Annotated in this window: 23 protein-coding genes; 10 read left to right on the top strand and 13 right to left on the bottom strand. The window is 71.0% G+C overall.

The genetic code is table 11. The annotated features are described in order from the left end of the window. Window positions 1–61 precede the first annotated feature (61 nt). The 4 genes from EV699_RS09300 to paaN all read right to left on the bottom strand — a co-directional run bounded on the left by EV699_RS09300 (window position 62) and on the right by paaN (window position 5,805). A complete protein-coding gene (locus tag EV699_RS09300; protein WP_132541936.1) occupies window positions 62–2,572 on the bottom strand; it encodes a penicillin acylase family protein in 2,511 nt (836 codons plus the stop codon). A 95-nt stretch (window positions 2,573–2,667) separates the two neighbouring features. Further along, a complete protein-coding gene (locus EV699_RS09295; protein WP_132541934.1) occupies window positions 2,668–3,456 on the bottom strand; it encodes an enoyl-CoA hydratase-related protein in 789 nt (262 codons plus the stop codon). A gap of 1 nt (window position 3,457) precedes the next feature. After that, on the bottom strand, window positions 3,458–4,075 hold the full coding sequence (locus EV699_RS09290; RefSeq protein ID WP_132541932.1) for an acyltransferase: 618 nt from the start codon (window positions 4,073–4,075) through the stop codon (window positions 3,458–3,460). A gap of 62 nt (window positions 4,076–4,137) precedes the next feature. Next, complete coding sequence (gene paaN / locus EV699_RS09285; RefSeq protein WP_132541930.1) at window positions 4,138–5,805, bottom strand: phenylacetic acid degradation protein PaaN; 1,668 nt, start codon at window positions 5,803–5,805, stop codon at window positions 4,138–4,140. 575 nt (window positions 5,806–6,380) lie between these two features. Here paaN and paaF point away from each other — a divergent pair. The 8 genes from paaF (at window position 6,381) to EV699_RS20095 (ending at window position 13,538) form a co-directional block, all read left to right on the top strand. Next, the gene (gene paaF, locus EV699_RS09280; RefSeq protein ID WP_132541928.1) at window positions 6,381–7,160 is read left to right on the top strand and encodes a 2,3-dehydroadipyl-CoA hydratase PaaF; all 780 of its coding nucleotides are present in this window, start codon (window positions 6,381–6,383) and stop codon (window positions 7,158–7,160) included. Between the two features lie 4 nt (window positions 7,161–7,164). After that, window positions 7,165–7,953 carry a 2-(1,2-epoxy-1,2-dihydrophenyl)acetyl-CoA isomerase PaaG gene (gene paaG / locus EV699_RS09275; protein ID WP_132541926.1) on the top strand — a complete coding sequence of 263 codons (789 nt, stop codon included), beginning with the start codon at window positions 7,165–7,167 and terminating at the stop codon, window positions 7,951–7,953. A 1-nt stretch (window position 7,954) separates the two neighbouring features. Next, on the top strand, window positions 7,955–9,472 hold the full coding sequence (gene paaH, locus EV699_RS09270) for a 3-hydroxyacyl-CoA dehydrogenase PaaH (protein WP_132541924.1): 1,518 nt from the start codon (window positions 7,955–7,957) through the stop codon (window positions 9,470–9,472). Continuing rightward, window positions 9,465–9,926 (top strand): hydroxyphenylacetyl-CoA thioesterase PaaI, encoded by a 462-nt coding sequence (gene paaI / locus EV699_RS09265; protein WP_132541922.1) that lies wholly within the window; start codon window positions 9,465–9,467, stop codon window positions 9,924–9,926. The genes paaH and paaI overlap by 8 nt, the downstream gene beginning before the upstream one ends. Continuing rightward, a complete protein-coding gene (gene pcaF, locus EV699_RS09260; RefSeq protein ID WP_132541920.1) occupies window positions 9,923–11,128 on the top strand; it encodes a 3-oxoadipyl-CoA thiolase in 1,206 nt (401 codons plus the stop codon). The genes paaI and pcaF overlap by 4 nt, the downstream gene beginning before the upstream one ends. A gap of 125 nt (window positions 11,129–11,253) precedes the next feature. After that, a complete protein-coding gene (gene paaK, locus EV699_RS09255) occupies window positions 11,254–12,579 on the top strand; it encodes a phenylacetate--CoA ligase PaaK (RefSeq protein ID WP_132541918.1) in 1,326 nt (441 codons plus the stop codon). Window positions 12,580–12,657: 78 nt separating this feature from the next. Then, complete coding sequence (locus EV699_RS09250; RefSeq protein WP_132541916.1) at window positions 12,658–13,125, top strand: hypothetical protein; 468 nt, start codon at window positions 12,658–12,660, stop codon at window positions 13,123–13,125. Window positions 13,126–13,253: 128 nt separating this feature from the next. Beyond that, on the top strand, window positions 13,254–13,538 hold the full coding sequence (locus EV699_RS20095) for a hypothetical protein (protein ID WP_207923004.1): 285 nt from the start codon (window positions 13,254–13,256) through the stop codon (window positions 13,536–13,538). A gap of 119 nt (window positions 13,539–13,657) precedes the next feature. Here the strand turns inward: EV699_RS20095 and tatC are convergent, their stop codons facing one another. The 9 genes from tatC to hisB all read right to left on the bottom strand — a co-directional run bounded on the left by tatC (window position 13,658) and on the right by hisB (window position 18,753). Next, window positions 13,658–14,407, bottom strand: coding sequence for a twin-arginine translocase subunit TatC (gene tatC, locus EV699_RS09240; RefSeq protein ID WP_132541914.1), 750 nt, complete (start codon window positions 14,405–14,407; stop codon window positions 13,658–13,660). A gap of 7 nt (window positions 14,408–14,414) precedes the next feature. Next, window positions 14,415–14,846, bottom strand: coding sequence for a Sec-independent protein translocase protein TatB (gene tatB, locus EV699_RS09235; RefSeq protein ID WP_132541912.1), 432 nt, complete (start codon window positions 14,844–14,846; stop codon window positions 14,415–14,417). Between the two features lie 19 nt (window positions 14,847–14,865). Continuing rightward, complete coding sequence (tatA, locus tag EV699_RS09230; protein WP_132541910.1) at window positions 14,866–15,111, bottom strand: Sec-independent protein translocase subunit TatA; 246 nt, start codon at window positions 15,109–15,111, stop codon at window positions 14,866–14,868. Window positions 15,112–15,175: 64 nt separating this feature from the next. Beyond that, window positions 15,176–15,514, bottom strand: coding sequence for a phosphoribosyl-ATP diphosphatase (locus EV699_RS09225; RefSeq protein ID WP_132541908.1), 339 nt, complete (start codon window positions 15,512–15,514; stop codon window positions 15,176–15,178). Next, complete coding sequence (hisI, locus tag EV699_RS09220) at window positions 15,511–15,900, bottom strand: phosphoribosyl-AMP cyclohydrolase (RefSeq protein ID WP_132542091.1); 390 nt, start codon at window positions 15,898–15,900, stop codon at window positions 15,511–15,513. The genes EV699_RS09225 and hisI overlap by 4 nt, the downstream gene beginning before the upstream one ends. A 14-nt stretch (window positions 15,901–15,914) precedes the next feature. Continuing rightward, a complete protein-coding gene (hisF, locus tag EV699_RS09215) occupies window positions 15,915–16,688 on the bottom strand; it encodes an imidazole glycerol phosphate synthase subunit HisF (protein WP_132541906.1) in 774 nt (257 codons plus the stop codon). A 19-nt stretch (window positions 16,689–16,707) separates the two neighbouring features. Next, window positions 16,708–17,442, bottom strand: a complete 735-nt coding sequence (hisA, locus tag EV699_RS09210; protein ID WP_132541904.1) for a 1-(5-phosphoribosyl)-5-[(5-phosphoribosylamino)methylideneamino]imidazole-4-carboxamide isomerase — start codon at window positions 17,440–17,442, stop codon at window positions 16,708–16,710. A gap of 50 nt (window positions 17,443–17,492) precedes the next feature. Continuing rightward, on the bottom strand, window positions 17,493–18,137 hold the full coding sequence (hisH, locus tag EV699_RS09205; protein WP_132541902.1) for an imidazole glycerol phosphate synthase subunit HisH: 645 nt from the start codon (window positions 18,135–18,137) through the stop codon (window positions 17,493–17,495). 22 nt (window positions 18,138–18,159) lie between these two features. After that, window positions 18,160–18,753 (bottom strand): imidazoleglycerol-phosphate dehydratase HisB, encoded by a 594-nt coding sequence (hisB, locus tag EV699_RS09200; RefSeq protein ID WP_132541900.1) that lies wholly within the window; start codon window positions 18,751–18,753, stop codon window positions 18,160–18,162. Window positions 18,754–18,920: 167 nt separating this feature from the next. On the opposite strand from hisB, the gene fnr reads away from it, so the two are divergent. Continuing rightward, window positions 18,921–19,676: a fumarate/nitrate reduction transcriptional regulator Fnr gene (fnr, locus tag EV699_RS09195; protein ID WP_132541898.1), complete on the top strand. Its 756-nt coding sequence runs from the start codon at window positions 18,921–18,923 to the stop codon at window positions 19,674–19,676. A gap of 246 nt (window positions 19,677–19,922) precedes the next feature. Further along, entirely contained in the window at window positions 19,923–21,338 is a 1,416-nt protein-coding gene (ccoN, locus tag EV699_RS09190) for a cytochrome-c oxidase, cbb3-type subunit I (protein ID WP_132541896.1), read from the top strand. The last annotated feature ends 2 nt before the right edge of the window (window positions 21,339–21,340 follow it).

Genomic DNA, 21,340 nt, shown 5'->3' with positions numbered 1-21,340 from the left:
CCCGGCGCCGCCGTGGCGCCCGCCCCCGCCGCACCTGCCGTGCCCCGGGGGCGGTGCGGCGTCAGCGCGGGAGCGGCAGCATCGTCTGCGACTCCAGGTGGGCGTCGACGTCGGCGGCGTCGAACCACACCGGCTTGTGGCCCTCGTCCTCGTAGAGCCCGAGCTGGTCCTCGTAGTGCGGCGAGCGGCTGCCGTCGGGGGCGATGAAGCCGCTCTGGCCGGGTGCGACCACCTCGACGGCCTGCACGCGGCCGTCGCTGCCGAACACCACGCGGTTGTTCTCGGTGCCGCGGTTCTGGGCGATGCGGGTGCGCCGCTCCTCGCCGGCCGGCGCCTGCGGGACGCCCATGAAGTTGTTGGCGAAGAACACCTGCGGCACGGTCGGCAGCGACCACTTCGCCGGCTCCGGGCCCTGCGTGCGTTCGAGCTGGTCGAGCGCGGCGGCGAGCGTCTCGCGCAGCAGCACGGCCGGGTCGACGCCGTTGAATAGGTCGTAGGGCTGCGCGGTGCCGGCGCGCTTCGCCAGCAGCGCCTCGACCAGCACCTTGGTGCCGATCTGCAGGTTGAGGCTGCCGCGCATCGGCGACTCGGGGCTCGGGTAGCCGGCCGAGGCGTACCACTTGAGGAACTCGGCCGGCACGTCGTCGGCGAACACCCGCGCGAGCAGCAGCGGCAGCCAGGTCTGCATGATCGCCGGGGCGGCGCCGTCGTAGCGGCCGTCGCGGTCGGCGTCGCGGCTGACGCGGTCCCAGCCGGCGAGCAGCCCGGCGGCGCGGCGCAGGCGGTCGTCGGCCGGCAGCGCGGCGGTGGCGGTGAGGGCCTCGGGCACCAGGTACTTGGCGTTCACGTCGACCAGCGCGGCGTCCATCATCAGGCGCCAGGAGGCGTCGGCGTCGAGGCGCGGGGTGGCGGCGACCAGGTCGGTGAGCGCCTCGACGCGGTCGGCGCGGGTCCAGGCGTAGTAGTACAGCCCGGTGCCGAGCGGGGCGTCGCCGGGCTTGTTGTTCCAGTTGGCGATGTAGCCCGAACTCGGGTTGAACACCTGCGGGTTCTCGGCGAAGGGCCGCAGCCGCAGCCACTCGGCGCTGCCGTCGCCGGGCGCCGGCAGGCGGCCGTCGTGGCGGCGTTCGGGGTAATGGCCGCCGAGGGCGTAGCCGATGTTGCCGTCGGCGTCGGCGTAGTAGACGTTGATGTTGAAGCCGATGCGCGCGACCTGCGCCTTCCATTCGTCCCAGTTGCGCGCCTGGCCCTGGCGCAGCCAGCCGAGCAGGGTGTCGAGCTCGTGCCCGGCCCAGGCGCGGCGCTTGGCGTAGGCGACGCCGGCGCCCTCGTCGAGCGCCGTCACCAGCCCGTGCACGGTCTTCAGCACCTCGAAGCTCACCGCCTCGCCGCCCTTGACGCGGAGGGTCTCGCGGCGCGCCTCCATCGGCACCCAGATGCCGTTGAGGCGGTACTCGCGCGGATCGGCGGGGTTCAGCGTCTCGCGGTAGATGTCGACGTTGTCGACCGCGCCCCAGGTGCTGCCCCAGGCGATGCGGCCGTTGTGGCCGAACATCACCGCCGGGTAGGCGAAGGCGGTGTTGCCGACGATGTCGAAGCCGGCACCGTGCAGGCCGACCGAATACGTGTAGGCGGGGTTGAACCAGCCGAACTGCGGGCCGTTGTTGAGGATGGCGCGGGCGCCGGCGACGTGCTGCGGGCCGAGCACCAGCATGTTGCTGGTGCTCGGGTAGCCGGCGCTGCCGCTCAGCCCCCAGGCGGCGAACTCGCTGTCGAGCCAGGCCTGCGCCGCGGCGGGCGGCAGGTCGCGCACCGCGCCGTCGCGCCCGAGCGGCACGCGGCGGATGTCGGCGAGCACCTTGGCCGAGACCGGCGCGAGCGCCGCCGCCGCGCGCGCCGGTGCGCGGGCGTTCCAGTCGGCGGCGGGGATCGTGGTCGGCGCGCCGGCGGTGTCCGGCGGCAGCAGCAGGTCGAACAGCGCGCGGCCGGCGGCCTCGCCGTGCCGGGCGACCAGCGCGTTGAGCAGCGCCTGGTTCTCGATCTCGGTGTTGAAGTCGCCGAAGCGGTTGCCCATGGTGCCGATGAACACCATCGCCACGTCGAAGGCGGTCCACGGCTGCGGCGTGAAGCCGAACTCGGTGAAGGGCCGCGGCAGCAGCGTGTCGGGCCTGGCGGCGACCTGCTGCAGCCAGGCGTTGAAGCCGGCGGCGTAGCCGTCGAGGATCGCGCGGTCGTCGGCGGGCAGCGCGGCGAGCTGCGCGGCGATCGCCGCCGGGTCGTAGTTCGCGCGGGTCTTGCGGTCGTAGTCGACGAACGTCGCGCCGAGCACCTCGGCCACGCGCCCCTGGGTGCTGCGTCGCGCCATCTCCATCTGGAACAGGCGGTCCTGGGCGACCGCGTAGCCGTAGCCGTAGAACAGGCCGAAGGTGCTGTCGGCGTATACGTGCGGCACGCCCCAGCGGTCGCGCTTGAGCGTGACCGCCTCGTCGGCGGCGTGGGCGGGGGTGAAACAGGCGGCGCACAGCGCGAACGCGAGCGCCCGCAGCCGCGCGGGCGGCAACGGATGGTTCATAAGGCTTCTCCCGATGGCGGCGGGCCGGGGCCCTGTCGTTATGAGTCCGCGCGGCGCACGCCCCCGGCCGCGCGCCGCATCGCCGGGGCGACGGCTCAGCGGTGGCGGAACACCGGCTTGCGCTTGTCGACGAAGGCCTGCATGCCCTCGACGCAGTCCTGCAGCGCGAAGGTGGCCTCGAACGCGCGCCGCTCGAAGCGCCGGCCCTCGGCGAGGCTGCCCTCGTAGGCGACGTTGACCGCCTCCTTGACCGCCCAGACCACCGGGCGCGACAGCGCGGCGATCTTCGTCGCGGTGCTCACCGCCTCCTCGATCAGCAGCTCGGGCACCACCACGCGGCTGACCAGCCCGCTGCGCTCGGCCTCGCGGGCGTCCATGGTGCGCCCGGTCAGGCACATCTCCATCGCCTTGCTCTTGCCGACCAGGCGCGTCAGGCGCTGCGTGCCGCCGGCGCCGGGCAGCGTGCCGATGGCGATCTCGGGCTGGCCGAACTTCGCGGTGTCGGCGGCGAGGATGAAGTCGCAGGCCATCGCCAGCTCGCAGCCGCCGCCGAGGGCGAAGCCCGCCACCGCGGCGATCACCGGCTTGCGCACCACGTCGAGCGCGGTCCAGACGTCGCCGCGCACGTGCGGGAAGTCGGCGAGGAACAGGTCGACGTAGGCCTTGCCCTCCATGTCCTTGATGTCGGCGCCGGCGGCGAACACGCGGGTGCCGCCGGTGATGACGATGGCGCCGACGTCGGCGTCGGCCTCGAGCGCCAGCAGCGCCGCGCCGAGTTCGCGCACCAGCTGCGCCGACAGCGCGTTGAGCGCCTGCGGGCGGTTCAGCGTGATCAGGCCGACGCCGCCGGGGCGCACGTCGACGAGCAGGGTTTCGTAAGCCATCTCAATCCCCGAACTTCTGTTTGGTCTTGTACAGCGGGTCGATCTCGCCCACCGGCATGTGCTGCGCGAGCCGCGCGGCGTCGGCCGCGGCCAGCGGCGCGCACTCGTGCAGCGTGGCGAGGCTGCGCACCGCGAGCGTGTGGTAGGTGGCGGTGCCCTCGGTCTTCCACGCGATCTCCTGCTCGGAGAGCTCGCGCAGCACCCGCGCCGGGCTGCCGACGGCGAGGCTGCGCGGCGGGATGCGCATCTGCGCTTTGACGAAGGCCATCGCGGCGACGATCGCGCACTCGCCGACCTCGGCGCCGTCCATCACCACGGCGTTCATGCCGACCATCGCGTTGCGGCCGATGCGGCAGCCGTGCAGCACGGCGCCGTGGCCGACGTGGCCGTCGACCTCGATCACCGTGTCGGTGCCGGGGAAGCCGTGCATCACGCAGGTGTCCTGCAGGTTGGCGCCCGCCTCCAGCACCAGGCGACCGAAGTCGCCGCGCAGGCAGGCGGCCGGGCCGATGTAGCAGTGCGGACCGACGATGACGTCGCCGATCAGCACCGCGGTCGGGTGGACGTAGGCGGTGGGATCGACCACCGGGCGGATGCCGTCGATTTCGTAGCAGGGCATGGGGCTGTCCTCGCGGGTGGTGCGCTGCGGGGGGCTCCTCCCCCGCAGCGGACGGCCGGGCCTCAGACGTGGCGGCGCGACTGCACCACGCGGAAGCGGTTGGCGACGAAGGCGCTGTCGGTCAGCGCGGCGTTCGCGGCCGGGTTGGCACCGGTGGCGTGGAAGTCCGAGTACGCCGCCGACTGGTTGACGAACACGCCGCCGGTGAGGTTTTCCGACAGCGCCACGCCGGCGTCGAGCATCGCCTCGCGCATCGCCTCGATGACGGCAGCGTCGGCCGCGTACACCGCCGCGGTGATCGCGCCGTGCTGCTGGATCACGCGCTTGCAGAGCTCGATCGACTGCGCGGTGCCGTCGGTGGCGATGCAGAAGGCGATCGGACCGAAGTGCTCGTGGGTGAACACCGCCTCGTCGCGCGCGGCGTCGAGCGCGAGCAGCACCGGGGTGCGCACCGTCGCGGCGGGGAACTGCGGGTGCTCGATGGCCCGCGAGGCCAGCACCACGCGGCCGAGCTCGGCGGCCGATTCGAGCCGCCGCACCACGCCCTCGTTCTGGATCGCGCCGAGCACCTCGACCGCGCGCGCGGTGTCGCCGAGCAGCTTGTCGACGCCGGCGGCGAGCGCCTGCGCGACCTCGTCGAAGCGCTTGTGGCCGTCCTCGGTGTCGATGCCGTCACGCGGGATGTAGAGGTTCTGCGGCGCGGTGCACATCTGCCCCGAGTACAGCGCCAGCGAGAACGCGAGGTTGCGCACCAGGCCCTTGAAGTCGTTGGTGGAATCGATCACCACCGAGTTGACGCCGGCCTTCTCGGTGTAGACGACCGCCTGCGTGGCGTTGCGCTCCAGCCAGTCACCGTTCGCGGTCGAGCCGGTGAAGTCGATGATGCGCACCTCGGGGCGCAGCGCCAGCGTGCTCGCCAGCGGGCTGCCGGGCTCGTTGACGGCGAGCGCGACCAGGTTGGGGTCGAGCCCCTGCTCGGCCAGCACCTCGCGGCAGACGCGCGCGGTGATCGCCATCGGCAGCACCGCGCCGGCGTGCGGCTTGAGCAGCACGGCGTTGCCGGTGACCAGGCTGGCGAACAGCCCCGGGTAGCCGTTCCAGGTCGGGAAGGTGCAGCAGCCGATCACCAGCCCGACGCCGCGCGGCATCACCGTGTAGGTCTTCTCCATGCGCAGCGGGTCCTGCTTGCCCTGCGGCTTCTCCCACAGCGCCGACGGCACCTGTTCGGTCATCGCCCGGTAGGCGTAGGCCACGGCTTCGAGCCCGCGCTCCTGCGCGTGGGGGGCGCCGGCCTGGAACGCCATCATGAACGCCTGCCCGGTGGTGTGCTGCACCGCGTGGGCGATCTCGAAGCTCTTGCGGTTGAGGCGCGCGAGGATCTCCAGGCACACGCCGGCACGGCCCTCGGCGCCGAGGCGCCGCCACGCCGGCATCGCCGCCTGCATCGCCGGCAGCAGCACGTCGACGTCGGCCCGCGGGTAGGTGATGCCGAGGTCGAAGCCGAACGGCGAACGCTCGCGGCCGACGCGGCCGACGGTGCCGGGCTGGTCGAGCTCGAAGGCGGTGTTCAGGTGCGCCTCGAACGCCGCCTGGCCGTCGGCCGCGGCGGTCTCGCCGTAGGCGCGCGGCGACGGCATCTCCGGGTAGGCGCTCCAGTAGCCACGCTCGCGGATGGCGACGAGGGCGGCGTCGAGGGTGGCACGGTGGCGTTCGAACAATGGGTGACTCATCGGTGTTGCTCCCCTTGGGCTGGTGCTCTGCTGGTCTGGGGCCACGGCCCCGGCGGCCGCTGGCCGCGTGTCGTCGTCGATACCCCTTGTGGGCCGCACGCGGGCGCACCGGGGCCGCTGCTCATCCGATGCCGGAACGGCGCAACGCCATCCCTCCTGCACGGGACTACGCTCGTTTCCAAGGTAGTCGCGCGCTCGCCCCTCTGCGTCGACGGCGACGACGCGGGGTGACACCGGCCTGTCAATCACCACGATTGACTTGGCGCAACAAGATACCGCAAACTTTGTGATACTCAAAGTGAAGACTTACACGACAACAGTGTATCTCTTTACGAGGCAACAGGGATGAAGCAGAGGTAGGCGCCGGCGCTCGTCGACTACCGCCAAGGGCGTAAAAGCGGTGATCACGCGCCAGACAGCGCGGCATGACAGGCCGCTACGGCACCACGATCGCCAGCGCCGGAACCGCCGGGCAGGCACCGCCGGCACGCCACGGATGGATAACAAACAGATTCACTACAAAGCCTGCTCATGTATCAAAACGAGAGCAGACAGGCACCTGAGGAGGACGCTGCATGACCAGCCCCAGCGACATCGTCGTCGATCGCCCGAGCCCGGGCGTGCTGGCGATCACCCTGAACCGCCCCGACGCGCTCAACGCGCTGCGCAACGCGCTGCTGGCCGAGCTGGCCGCGACGCTCGACGCGGCCGCCGGCGACGACGACGTGCGCTGCGTGGTGCTCGGCGGCGGCCCGAAGGTGTTCGCCGCCGGCGCCGACATCAAGGAGATGGCCGCGCTCGACGTGGTCGGTGTGCTCAATGACTGCCGCCCCGGCTACTGGGCGGCGATCCGCCGCTTCCCCAAGCCGATCGTCGCCGCGGTCAACGGCTTCGCCCTCGGCGGCGGCTGCGAGCTGGCGATGCTGGCCGACATCATCGTCGCCGGTGACAACGCACGCTTCGGCCAGCCCGAGATCAACCTCGGCATCATCCCCGGCGCCGGCGGCACGCAGCGCCTGGTGCGCGCGGTGGGCAAGCCGCTGGCGATGAAGCTCGTGCTCACCGGCGAGTCCATCGACGCCCGCACCGCGCTCGCCGCCGGCCTCGTCGCCGAGGTCACGGTGCCCGAACTCACCCAGGAGCGGGCGCTGGCGATCGCCCGCGGCATCGCCGCCAAACCCCCGATCGCCGTACGCCTCGCCAAGGAGTGCGTGCTGAAGGCTTTCGAGCTCAGCCTCGAAAGCGCGCTGGACGCCGAGCGCAAGGCCTTCGCCCTGCTCGCCGCCACCGAGGACCGCCGCGAGGGCATCGCCGCCTTCGTCGAGAAACGTCAACCCGAATTCAAAGGACGCTGAGCCGATGAGCTACGAAACCATCCTGTTCACGCTCGAAGACGCCGTCGCGACGCTGACCCTGAACCGTCCCGATCGCCTCAACAGCTTCAACGCGCAGATGCACGAGGAGATCCGCGACGCCCTGAAGCAGGTGGTCCGCGGCGGCGCGCGCGCGCTGCTGATCACCGGCGCCGGGCGCGGCTTCTGCGCCGGCCAGGACCTGTCGGACCGCAACGTCGCCGCCGATGCCGCGATGCCGGACCTCGGGCTGTCGATCGAGCGCGGCTACAACCCGCTGATCCGCACGCTGCGCACGCTCGAGCTGCCGGTGATCTGCGCGGTCAACGGCGTCGCCGCCGGCGCCGGCGCCAACCTCGCGCTGGCCTGCGACATCGTCTTCGCCGCGCGCTCGGCGAGCTTCATCCAGGCCTTCTGCAAGCTCGGCCTGGTACCCGATTCGGGCGGCACCTGGTTCCTGCCGCGGCTGGTGGGTACGGCCCGCGCGACCGCGCTCACCATGCTCGGCGACAAGATCGGCGCCGAGCAGGCCGAGGCCTGGGGGATGATCTGGAAGTGCGTGGACGACGCCGAGCTGCTGCCGACGGCGCAGGCCGCCGCCGCGCACCTCGCCACCCAGCCGACCGCCGGACTCGCGCTGATCAAGCGCGCGCTGGTCTCCTCGGCCACCCACACGCTCGACCAGCAGCTCGACCTGGAACGCGACTTCCAGCGCATCGCCGGGCGCACCGAGGACTACCGCGAAGGCGTGGCGGCGTTCATGCAGAAGCGCGCGCCGCAGTTCAAGGGGCGCTGAGATGGGGGCGCTGCCGACTTCCGCCACCGTCGCCGTGATCGGCGCCGGCACCATGGGCGCGGGCATCGCGCAGGTCGCCGCGCAGGCCGGGCACCCGGTGCTGCTCTACGACGCTGCCGCCGGTGCCGCCGAGCGCGGGGTGCAGGGCATCCTGCGCACGCTCGGCAAGCTGGTCGACAAGGGCCGCCTCGGCGCCGACGCGCTCGCCGACATCCGCGGGCGCCTGCGCGCGGCCGCCACGCTCGAGGAACTCGCGCCGGCCGGGCTGGTGATCGAGGCGATCGTCGAGAACCTCGACGTCAAGCGCGAGCTGTTCGCGCGGCTCGAAGCCCTCGTCGCCGCCGACGCCATCCTCGCCACCAACACCTCGTCGATCTCGGTGACGGCGATCGCCGCCAAGCTCGGGCGGCCGGGGCGGCTCGCGGGCATGCACTTCTTCAATCCGGCGCCGCTGATGAAGCTGGTCGAGGTGGTGTCGGGGCTCGCCACCTCGGCCGAGGTGGCGGCGCGCGTCCACGCCACCTGCGAGGCCTGGGGCAAGGCGCCGGTGCACGCGAAGTCGACGCCGGGCTTCATCGTCAACCGCGTGGCGCGCCCCTACTACGCCGAGGGCCTGCGCCTGCTCGGCGAGGGCGCGGCCGACGTCGCCACGCTCGACGCGCTGCTGCGCGAGGCCGGGGGCTTCCGCATGGGGCCGTTCGAGCTGATGGACCTGATCGGCCACGACGTCAACTTCGCGGTGACGAGCTCGGTGTTCGCGGCCTACTTCAACGACCCGCGCTTCACCCCGAGCCTGATCCAGCAGGAGCTGGTCGCCGCCGGCTACCTCGGGCGCAAGAGCGGGCGCGGCTTCTACGACTACGCCGAGGGCGCCCCGGCGCACACGCCGGCCACGCTCGCCCCCGGGCCGGCGCCGCAGGCGGTGCACATCGCCGGGCCGCTCGGCGTCGCCGAGCCGCTCATCGAGCGCCTGCGCGCCGGCGGCGTCGTCGTCACCCATGGCGAGGGCAGCGGGCTCATCGTCGCCGACGGCGTCACCCTCGCCCTCACCGACGGGCGCAGCGCCACCGAGCGCGCCTGGGCCGATGACCTCGGCGAGCTGGTGCTGTTCGACCTCGCGCTCGACTTCGCCAGCACGCCGCGGCTTGCGCTCGCCGCCGCCGAGCAGGCCGCGCCGGGGGCGATCCTGCTCGCCGCCGGGCTGCTGCGCGCCGCCGGCATCGCCACCTCGCGCCTCACCGACGTGCCCGGCCTGGCGGTGATGCGCACCGTCGCGATGCTCGCCAACGAGGGCGCCGACGCCGTCAACCAGGGCGTGTGCTCGGCGGCGGCGGTCGATGTGGCGATGCAGGGCGGCGTGAACTATCCGCGCGGACCGCTCGCCTGGGCCGACGCGATCGGCCTGCCCGAGGTGCTCACCGTGCTCGACAACTTGGCCGCGAGCTACGGCGAGGACCGCTACCGCGCCTCGCCGCTGCTGCGGCGCCACGTCTATGCCAAGCGGAGGTTCCATGACTGATCCACGCCCCGTCAGCGACGCCCAGCGCCTCGCCGAGGCCTGCGCCGAAGCCATGCACGCACGCGACTGGTGCGCGCAGGCGCACGAGATCCGCCTCGCCGAGGTCCGCCCCGGCTACGCGCGGATGACCATGCCGGTGCGCAAGGACATGGTGAACGGCCACGACATCTGCCACGGCGGGATGATCTTCACGCTCGCCGACACCGCCTTCGCCTACGCCTGCAACGGCCGCAACCAGGCCACCGTGGCCTCGGGCTGCACGATCGACTTCGCCGCCCCCGGGCGGCTCGGCGACACGCTGACGGCGGCCGCCGAGGAGCGCGTGCTCGCCGGGCGCACCGGTGTCTACGACGTCGCCGTCAGCAACCAGGACGGCACGCTGATCGCGCTGTTCCGCGGCAACTCCTACCGCATCAAGGGCGAAGTGCTGCCCGGCCAGGAAATCGAATCATGACCCACGCCTATCTCTGTGACGCCGTGCGCACCCCGATCGGCCGCTACGCCGGCGCGCTCGCCACGGTGCGCGCCGACGACCTCGGCGCCGTGCCGCTGCGCGCGCTGATGGCGCGCAACCCCCGCGTCGACTGGGCCGCGGTGGCCGACGTCATCTACGGCTGCGCCAACCAGGCCGGCGACGACAACCGCAACGTCGCGCGCATGAGCGCGCTGCTCGCCGGGCTGCCGGTCGAGGTGCCCGGCACCACCGTCAACCGCCTGTGCGGTTCGGGCATGGATGCCGTCGGCCTGGCCGCGCGCACGATCAAGGCCGGCGAGGCCGAGCTGATGCTCGCCGGCGGCGTCGAGAGCATGAGCCGCGCGCCCTTCGTGATGGGCAAGGCCGACAGCGCCTTCTCGCGCAAGGCCGAGGTCTTCGACACCACGATCGGCTGGCGCTTCGTCAACCCGCTGATGAAAGCACAGTACGGCGTCGACTCGATGCCGCAGACCGCCGACAACGTCGCCGAACAGTTCGGCATCGCCCGCGCCGACCAGGACGCCTTCGCGCTGCGCAGCCAGCAGCGCTGGGCCGCGGCCCACACCGCCGGGCGCTTCGCCGACGAGCTGGTGACGGTCGAGATCGCGCAGAAGAAGGGCGCGCCGCGGCGCTTCACCACCGACGAGCACCCGCGCCCCGACACCACGCCGGAGATGCTGGCCAAGCTCAAGGGCGTCAACGGCCCCGACAAGACCGTCACCGCCGGCAACGCCTCGGGCGTCAACGACGGCGCCTGCGCGCTGCTGCTGGCGAGCGAGGCCGCCGCCGCACGCCACGGCCTGACCCCGCGCGCGCGCGTGGTGGGCATGGCCACCGCCGGCCTGGCGCCGCGGATCATGGGCTTCGGCCCGGCGCCGGCGACGCGCAAGGTGCTGGCGCTGACCGGCCTGACGCTCGCGCAGATGGACGTGATCGAGCTCAACGAGGCCTTCGCCGCGCAGGCGCTCGCCGTCACCCGCGACCTCGGCCTGGCGGACGACGCCGCGCACGTCAACCCGAACGGCGGCGCCATCGCGATGGGCCACCCGCTCGGCATGAGCGGCGCGCGCCTGGTGACCACGGCGATGTACGAGCTGCACCGCCGCGGCGGCCGCTATGCGCTGTGCACGATGTGCATCGGCGTCGGCCAGGGCATCGCGCTGGTGATCGAGCGCGTCTGAGCACCCGAGGCGCGCGGCGGGCTGCCGCACGCAAACCCAGCGGGCGCCGAGACGCCCCCGACCGATACGCCCCGGCCGCCACCGCGGCCGCGGGCACCCCGCCTGACCCTGGAGGAGAGAGCCCGATGAGCAAGTACAACACCGCCCCCCGCCGCGAAGAACTCGACCCGCTGGAGCGCGCGAGCATCGACGAGCTGCGCGCCACGCAGCTCGAACGCCTGAAGTGGTCGGTGCGCCACACCTACGACAACGTGCCGCACTACCGCGCCAAGTGCCAGGCCGCCGGGGTGCACCCGGACGACCTGAAGTCGCTCGCCGACCTGAGCCGGTTCCCGTTCACCACCAAGTCCGACCTGCGCGAAACCTACCCCTTCGGCATGTTCGCGGTGCCGATGGAGCAGGTGGTGCGCGTGCACGCGTCGAGCGGCACCACCGGCAAGCCCACGGTGGTCGGCTACACGCAGAACGACATCAATCACTGGGCCGACCTGGTCGCGCGCTCGATCCGCGCCGCCGGTGGCTCGCGCCGCGACAAGGTGCACATCGCCTACGGCTACGGCCTGTTCACCGGCGGCCTCGGCGCGCACTACGGCGCCGAGCGCCTCGGCTGCACGGTGATCCCGATGTCCGGCGGGCAGACCGAGAAGCAGGTGCAGCTGATCCAGGACTTCAAGCCCGACATCATCATGGTCACGCCGTCGTACATGCTGACCATCGCCGACGAGTTCGAGCGCCAGGACATCGATCCGCGCGAAACCTCGCTGCGCCTGGGCATCTTCGGCGCCGAGCCGTGGACCGGGGCGATGCGCGAGACCATCGAGACCCGCTTCGGCATCGACGCGGTCGACATCTACGGGCTGTCGGAGGTGATGGGGCCGGGCGTGGCCAGCGAGTGCATCGAGTACAAGGACGGCCCGCACATCTGGGAGGACCACTTCCTGCCGGAGATCATCAACCCCGAGACCGGCGAGGTGCTGCCCGACGGCGAGTACGGCGAGCTGGTGTTCACCTCGCTCAGCAAGGAGGCGCTGCCGGTGATCCGCTACCGCACGCGCGACCTCACCCGCCTGCTGCCGGGCACCGCGCGGCCGATGCGGCGCATGGACAAGATCACCGGCCGCTCCGACGACATGCTGATCATCCGCGGCGTGAACGTGTTCCCGACGCAGATCGAGGAGCAGATCCTCAAGGTGCCGCAGCTGTCGCCGCACTACCAGCTGGAGGTCAGCCGCGACGGCAACCTCGACCGCCTCGACGTGCTGGTCGAGCCGCGCCAGGAACTGGTCGCGCACCTCACCGACCGCGAGGCCGAGCAGCTCAAGAAGGTGCTGGCCGGGCACATCAAGTCGTACATCGGCATCTCGACGCGCATCCACATCGTCGACGTCGGCACGCTGGAGCGCTCGGTCGGCAAGGCCAAGCGCGTCATCGACCGTCGCCCGAAGCTGTAAGGCCGTCGGCGGCCGGCACCCGGCAGCACGCCGGGTGCCGCGCGCTATAGTGCGCGCTCGCCCACCGAGGAGGCCGCGATGCAGCACCCCTTCCAGCGCCCGCGCGGCGCGCGACGCCCACCGCGGGCCGCCGGCCTCGCGCTGGCCCTGAGCCTGGGCGGCTGCTCGTGGCTGCCCTGGGGCTGGGGCACGCCGACGCCGGCCGCGGCCGCGAGCCCGGTGCAGATCGAGCACGCCGGCCTGCTCGCCGCCCGCAGCGGTCGCGCCGAGATCGGCCTGACCCTGGCGAGCGCGGCGACGCGCACGCTGTGGCTGTCGGTACGCTTCCAGACCCCGGGCGGCGAGCACGACTGCCTGCAGGTGCGTGAACTGGCGCCGCAGAGCCGGCAGAGCTTCGCCTGCCCGCAGGCCCGCCTCAGCGCCGACGCCGACTACCGCGTGACCATCACCGCCTTCGAGGACGCCGAACTGCTGCGGCCGCTCGCGCCGCTGGGCACGACGCTGCGCTTCACCCCCGCCGACCTGCACGCCGCCGGCCAGCGCTGAACGCGCGCGGGCCCGGCCGGACATGACGCCGGTCAATGAAAACCTTCCCGAATCGTGGCACAAAGTTACACAGAGGCCGTCAGAGGAACGGCAAACCCTTTGATCACCGAGCATTGAGGAGAGCGGCCATGATCACCTTCGACTCCCCGTTTGAACGCTGTCCGGTCTGCAACGAATACGTGCTGCTGGACTGCACGCAGGTCGAATGCGCCAAGGAACACCATTGCGCCGTCGGCCAGAAGTGCCCGCTGCTGCGCTACTTCGAAGGCAAGGCCTTCGTCGCCGGCGCCGTCGGACCGCAGCGCATGGAGGACGACGCGTCGGCCGGAGACACCGACTGCGCACCCGCCGGCGGAACACCGCCGGCCGGCCGCGGGCAGGGCGCCGCAGCCCTCGAGCGCCGGGTCGCCTGACGCAGGGGCGGAACGTACGCGGGGAAGGGGCGGTCTTCGTCCGGGCGAAGGCCGAAAACGGAAAACGGCGGGAGGGCATCCCGCCGTTTGCGTTTATGGACGCAGCGCCCGCGTCGTCCTCAGTGCGTTTCGCTCTCGGGTTCGCGCGCCTGCGCGCGCCGCGCCAGCAGGCGCGCACAGACGATGCCGAGCTCGAACAGCAGCCACATCGGCACCGCGAGCAGGGTCTGCGAGATGACGTCGGGGGGGGTCAGCACCGCACCGACGACGAAGGCGCCGACGATGACGTAAGGTCGCTTGCGCGCCAGCGCATCGGGGGTGGTGACACCGATCAGCACCATCAGCACGGTCGCCACCGGCACCTCGAAGCAGACACCGAAGGCGAAGAAGATCGTCAGCACGAAGTCGAGGTAGTGGTTGATGTCGGTCATCACCGCCACGCCCTGCGGCGCGGTCTGCGTGAGGAAGGCAAAGAACACCGGCAGGATCACGTAGTAGGCGAACGCCATGCCGAGGTAGAACAACGCCGAGCTCGCGGCGAGCAGCGGCAGCGCCAGGGCCTTCTCGCGCTGGTACAGGCCGGGCGCCACGAACGCCCACGCTTGGTAGAGCACCCACGGCATCGCGATGAAGATCGCCAGCACCAGGCAGAGCTTGAGCGGCGTCAGGAACGGCGAGATGACGTCGATCGCGATCATGCTGGTCGAAGCCGGCATGTGCACGAGCAGCGGCTGGGCGAAGCGGCTGTAGATCTGGTTGGCGAACGGCAGCAGGCACAGCAGCACCACGAACACGCCGGCGCAGGCCCGCAGCAGGCGATCGCGCAGCTCGATCAGGTGGCTCAGCAAGGGTTGTTCGACGTCGTTCACGGCGTGCTCAGGTCTGTTTCGACGACTCCGCCGGTGCCGCCGCCGCAACGGGCGCCGGCGTCACCGGCGCCGCAGGTGGCACCACGGGCGGCGCCTCGGCCGGCGCGGGTGCCGGCATGCGCGCGTCGGGCTCGGCGACGGGCGGGGTTTCGGCCGCGGCGGGCGGCTGCGCGACGTTGCGCAGTTCGGTTTCGAGACCGCGGATCTGGTCGTGCAGGCGCCTGAACTGGTCGGCGGTCTCCTCGTGGATCAGCGAGCGCTTGAGTTCGTCGACCTTGAATTCGCGCTCGACCTCGGCGCGCACGTTCGACACGATGCTGCGCGCGCGCGCGATCCAGCGCCCCGCGGTGCGCGCCACCTCGGGCAGGCGCTCCGGCCCGATCACGATCAGCGCGACCAGGGCGATCAGCACCAGCTCCCAGAAACCGATCTCGAACATCTGCGGCAGCCGCCAGGTGTCAGGTGCGCGGCTTTTCGCTGTCGCGACTGGCCTCGCCCTCGATCACGCGTCCCTGCTCCGACTGGGCGAGCTTGCGTTCGCCGCCGGTCTCCTCTGTGGTGCCTTCTCCTTCCTTCATCGCGTCGCGGAAGCCCTTCACCGCGGCGCCCAGGTCGGAGCCGACGTTGCGCAGGCGCTTGGCGCCGAAGACGAGCAGCACGATCAGCAGAACGATCAGCCAGTGCCAGATACTTCCGAAGCCCATGAGCATCACCCTGTATGGAAGGTTGGAGCGTCGGCGCAGCGGGGAACACCCCCGCGCCGACGGATCAGCGCTCGCCGCCGCGGGCGGCCTTTTCGGCCAGCCCGGAGAGCCCGAAGCGGCGCTGCAGTTCGGTGAGGACCGCCTCCGGCCCCAGTCCCTGGTGCGCGAGCAGTACCAGCGTGTGGAACCAGAGGTCGGCGACCTCGTAGACCAGGTGCTCGGGGTCGCCGTCCTTCGCGGCGAGCACGGTTTCGGTGGCTTCCTCGCCGACCTTCTTGAGGATCGCGTCCAGCCCCTTGGCGTACAGCTTGGCGACGTAGGAGGCGTCGGCGGTGGCCGCCTTGCGCGCCTCCAGCACCGCGGCGAGCTGGGCGAGGATGTCGTCTTCGCGCAGTACGCTCATGCGCCGTAGATCGCGTCGGGGTCCTTCAGGACCGGTTCGACCACCGCCCAGCCCCCGTCCTGCAGGCGGTTGAAGAAGCAGCGATGGCGCCCGGTGTGACAGGCGACGCCGCCGATTTGTTCGATCTCGATCAGCAGCACGTCGGCGTCGCAGTCGAGGCGGATGTCGAGCACCTTCTGCACGTGGCCCGAGCGCTCGCCCTTGTGCCACAGCCGGCCGCGCGAGCGCGACCAGTACACTGCCTCGCCGCGCTCGACGGTGAGGCGCAGCGCCTCGCGGTTCATCCACGCGAACATCAGCACCTCACCGCTGCCGCTCTCCTGGGCGATCACCGGCACGAGCCCGTCCGCGTTCCAGCGGATGGCGTCGAGCGCCGCCGCGCCGATGCCGCCGGCGAGGCTCACAGGCGCACCTCGACGCCGCGCGCCTGCAGGTGGCGCTTGGCCTGCTCGATGGTGAACTCGCCGAAGTGGAAGATGCTCGCGGCGAGCACCGCGTCGGCGCCGCCGAGCAGCACGCCGTCGGCGAGGTGATCGAGCGTGCCCACGCCGCCCGAGGCGATCACCGGCACGCTGACGGCATCGCTCACCGCGCGGGTCAGCTCGAGGTCGAAGCCGATCCGCGTGCCGTCGCGGTCCATGCTGGTCAGCAGGATCTCGCCGGCGCCGTACTCCGCCATGAGCCGCGCCCAGGCGATGGCGTCGAGCCCGGTCGTGCGACGCCCGCCGTGCGTGAACACCTCCCAGCGCGCCGGCTCGCCGGCGGCGCTCACGCGCTTGGCGTCGACCGCGACGACGATGCACTGGTTGCCGAAATGCTCGGCGGCCTCGCGTACCAGCTCGGGGCGCTGCACCGCGGCGGTGTTGATCGAGACCTTGTCGGCACCGGCGTTGAGCATGCGGCGCACGTCGGCGACGCTGCGGATGCCGCCGCCGACGGTGAGCGGGATGAACACTTCGCCGGCGACCTGCTCGACCACGTGCACGAGCGTTTCGCGCGCGTCGGAACTGGCGGTGATGTCGAGGAAGGTCAGCTCGTCGGCGCCCTCGTCGTCGTAGCGGCGCGCGATCTCGACCGGATCGCCGGCATCGCGGATGTCGACGAAGTTGACGCCCTTGACCACGCGGCCGGCGTCGACGTCGAGGCAGGGGATGATGCGTTTGGCGAGTCCCATGGTGGCTCCGCGGCGGCGCTCAGGCCAGGTCGTCGACGTAGCGCTGGGCTTCGCCGAGATCGAGCGTGCCCTCGTACAGCGCGCGCCCGAGGATCACCCCGGAGATGCCCTCGCCCCGCGCCGCACACAGCGCCCGCACGTCGTTCATGTCGGTGACGCCGCCCGAGGCGATCACCGGGATCGACACCGCCCGCGCGAGCTTCACGGTGGCGTCGACGTTGACGCCCTGCAGCATGCCGTCGCGGCCGATGTCGGTGTACACGATCGCCTCCACGCCGTCGCGCTCGAAGCGCTGCGCGAGGTCGACGACGTCGTGCCTGGACAGCTTGCTCCAGCCGTCGATTGCGACCCGGCCGTCGCGCGCATCGAGCCCGACGATCACGTGCCCCGGGAAGTTCAGGCAGATGTCGCTGACGAAATGCGGCTCCTGCACGGCCTTGGTGCCGATGATGACGAACTGCACGCCGGCATCGAGGTAGGTCTCGATGGTCTCCTCGGTGCGGATGCCGCCGCCGACCTGGATCGGCACCCCCGGGCAGGCCGCGGCGATGCGGCGGACCACGTCGGCGTTCTGCGGCTTGCCGGCGAAGGCGCCGTTGAGATCGACCAGATGCAGGCGACGCGCACCGGCCTCGACCCAACGCTCGGCCATCGCCACGGGGTCGTCGGAAAACACGGTGGAGTCCTCCATCCGTCCCTGGCGCAGCCGGACGCACTTGCCGTCCTTCAGATCGATGGCCGGAATCAGCAGCATACGATGTCCTCGAAAGCCCCTCTTGGCGATGCGAATCGCGGGTGACGTGCCTAGGCGGGATTCCAGGCAACGAAATTGGCGAGCAGACGCAGCCCGGCGCGGGCGCTCTTCTCCGGGTGGAACTGCACCGCGAAGAGGTTGTCGCGCGCGATGGCCGTGGCGAAGTCGATGCCGTAGGAAGTTTCGCCGACCACGACCGCGGCATCGGCTGGCTGCAGATAGTAACTGTGGACGAAATAGAAACGGCTGCCCGAGGCGATGCCGTCCCAGAGCGCATGGGGGCGCGTCTGCCACACCTGGTTCCAGCCCATGTGCGGAATCTTCAGGCGGGCGCCGCTCGCGGCGTCGGTCAGGTGTTCGTCGAAGCGCACGACGCGCCCGGCGAACACGCCGAGCGCGGCGACGCCGCCGTTCTCCTCGCTGAAGTCCATCAGCGCCTGCGGCCCCAGGCACATGCCGAGGAACGGCTTGCTGCGTGCCGCCGCGCGCAGGGGCTCGACGAGGTCGAGGCGGGCGAGTTCGTGCATGCAGTGGCCGATCGCGCCCTGCCCGGGGAACACCACGCGATCGGCGGCCCGCAGCGCCTGCGCATCGCGCGCGAGCGTCACCTGCGCGGCGGGCGCGACGTGCTCCAGCGCCTTGACCACGGAGTGCAGGTTGCCCATGCCGTAGTCGATGACAGCGATTCGCGACATCAGCGTGCTCCCGCCGGCCCCGTCAGAGGGAGCCCTTGGTGGAGGGCGTGATGCCCTGCATGCGCGGGTCGGGCTCCATCGCCATGCGCAGCGCCCGGCCGAAGGCCTTGAAGATGGTCTCGGCGATGTGGTGGGCGTTGCGCCCGCGCAGGTTGTCGATGTGCAGCGTGACCTGCGCGTGGTTGACGAAGCCCTGGAAGAACTCGCGCAGCAGGTCGACGTCGAACCGTCCGATCCGCGCCCGCGGGTACTCGACGTGGTATTCGAGCCCGGGACGTCCGGAGAAGTCGACGACGACGCGCGACAGGGCTTCGTCGAGCGGCACGTAGGCGTGCCCGTAGCGGCGGATGCCCTGCTTGTTGCCGAGCGCCTGGCGCACCGCCTGGCCGAAGGTGATGCCGATGTCCTCGACCGCGTGGTGGTCGTCGATGTGCAGGTCGGCGCGCGCGTCGGCGGTGATGTCGATCATGCCGTGGCGGGCGACCTGGTCGAGCATGTGGTCGAGGAAGGGCACGCCGGTGTCGAAGCGGCCGGTCCCGGCCCCGTCGAGGTCGACGGCGATGCGGATCTGCGTTTCGAGGGTATCGCGTTGAACCTCGGCGTTACGGGAAGGCATGGAGGGCGTCTCGGGGCGAGCGACTGCGGAAAGGGTAGAATAGCGTGCGCCCCCCCCGGATTAAACCGCCCGCGCACGCTGACGGCAGTTGCCGTGCACGTCACTTTCATTGCGTGGGGTCAATGATTCTGCTGCAATGGCCTGCGCCGCGTCGTCCGGAATCCGCCATGACCGATTGTTCGCCTACGCCGATCAGCCTCGCCAAGCTCAGGCTGGCCTGCGGCAACTGCAGCCTGCACGAGCTCTGCCTGCCGGTCGGCATCGGACTGGACGACGTCGATCGCCTCGACCGCATCGTCAAGCGTCGTCGCCCGTCGTCGCGTGGCGACCACGTGTTCCGCCTCGGTGACGAGTTCCGGGCGGTCTATGCGATCCGCGCCGGCTCGGTGAAGACCTACACCACCACCGAGGGCGGCGGCGAGCAGGTCACCGGCTTTCATCTGCCGGGCGAACTGATCGGCCTCGACGCCATCCACACCGGCACCCACCCGTCGAGCGCCAAGGTGCTCGAAACCACCAGCCTGTGCGAGATCCCCTTCGATCACCTCGAGGAGCTCTCGGCGGTGATCCCCTCCCTCGGCCGCCAGCTGATCCGCATCATGAGCCGCGAGATCCACTCCGATGACGAACTGCTCACGCTGCTCGGCAAGAAGTCGGCCGAGGAGCGGCTCGCCGCGCTGCTGATCAGCCTGTCCAACCGCCTGCAGCAACGCGGCTTCTCGGCGCGCGAGTTCCACCTGAGCATGTCGCGCAACGACATCGGCAACTACCTGGGGCTCGCCGTCGAAACCGTCAGCCGGCTGTTCACGCGCTTCCAGCAGCTCGGCCTGGTGACCGCCAACAACAAGCACATCCGCATCGAGCGGCTCGAAGACCTGCGCGCGCTCGCCACCGGCAGCAGCTCCTGCCAGCCGCGCGGGTGACGAGCCTTGCCGCGCGGCGTTCCTCCGCGAGCGGCTGAACGGTCGTACTACCAACGGGGAAGTTGACCCCCGTCATTTCTGCGCTTCACCCCTGCCCCCCATAGTTCGGCCGGTTCCTTCAAACCGACCGAGAAGGGGGACACATGCGCATCGCCTTCGTCCCGCATCCGACCTCCGGGCGCGCGCGGCCATGCCCGCGCGCGTGCATCCCCCCCGTTTTGGCTTCCCGCGATTCGAGGTAGCGCTATGGATGCAGCAGCGACGTACAACTACACAGTGGTGCGCCAGTTCACGATCATGACGGTGGTATGGGGCATCGTCGGCATGGCCGTCGGTGTGCTGATCGCCGCGCAACTGGTCTGGCCGGCGCTGAACTTCGATGTCCCCTTCCTCACCTACAGCCGCCTGCGTCCGCTGCACACCAACGCGGTGATCTTCGCCTTCGGCGGCTGCGCGCTGTTCGCGACCTCGCTGTACGTGGTGCAGCGCACCTGCCAGACGCGCCTGATCTCCGACGGCCTCGCCGCCTTCGTGTTCTGGGGCTGGCAGCTCGTGATCGTGCTGGCGGCGCTGACGCTGCCCTTCGGCATCACCACGAGCAAGGAGTACGCCGAGCTCGAATGGCCGATCGACATCCTGATCGCGGTGGTCTGGGTGGCCTACGCCATCCTGTTCTTCGGCACCCTCGTCAAGCGCCGCACGCCGCACATCTACGTGGCGAACTGGTTCTACGGCGCCTTCATCCTGACCGTGGCGATCCTGCACATCGTCAACAGTGCCGCGCTGCCGGTGAGCCTGACCAAGTCGTACTCGGTCTACCCGGGCGCGATCGACGCCATGGTGCAGTGGTGGTACGGCCACAACGCGGTGGGCTTCTTCCTGACTGCCGGCTTCCTCGGGATGATGTACTACTTCGTGCCCAAGCAGGCCGGCCGCCCGGTGTATTCGTACCGGCTGTCGGTGGTGCACTTCTGGGCGCTGATCTCGCTGTACATGTGGGCCGGTCCGCACCACCTGCATTACACCGCGCTGCCCGACTGGACGCAGTCGCTCGGCATGCTGTTCTCGCTGATGCTGCTCGCGCCGAGCTGGGGCGGGATGATCAACGGCATCATGACGCTCTCGGGTGCCTGGCATAAGCTGCGCACCGACCCGATCCTGCGCTTCATGATCGTCTCGCTGTCGTTCTACGGCATGTCGACCTTCGAAGGGCCGATGATGTCGATCAAGACGGTCAACGCCCTCTCCCACTACACCGACTGGACCATCGGCCACGTCCACTCCGGCGCGCTCGGCTGGGTGGCGCTGGTGTCGATCGGCTGCGTCTACGCGCTGATCCCGGCGCTGTTCAACCGCCAGATCTGGAGCACCCGGCTGATCGAGGTGCACTTCTGGACCTCGACCATCGGCATCGTGCTGTACATCGCCTCGATGTGGATCGCCGGCGTCATGCAGGGCCTGATGTGGCGGGCGGTGAACGAGGACGGCACGCTGACCTACAGCTTCGTCGAGGTGCTGGCGCGCATGTACCCGTACTACGAGGTGCGCTTCCTCGGCGGCCTGGTGTTCCTGCTGGGCATGGTGGTGATGGCCTGGAATGTCTGGAAGACGCTCTCCGGCGCCGAGAAGCCGGTAGCCGCCACCGCGCCGCAGGCCGCCTGAGG

Source organism: Plasticicumulans lactativorans (assembly GCF_004341245.1).
In the GTDB taxonomy this organism is placed as follows: domain Bacteria; phylum Pseudomonadota; class Gammaproteobacteria; order Competibacterales; family Competibacteraceae; genus Plasticicumulans_A; species Plasticicumulans_A lactativorans.
This window is presented reverse-complemented; position numbering and strand designations above follow the sequence as displayed.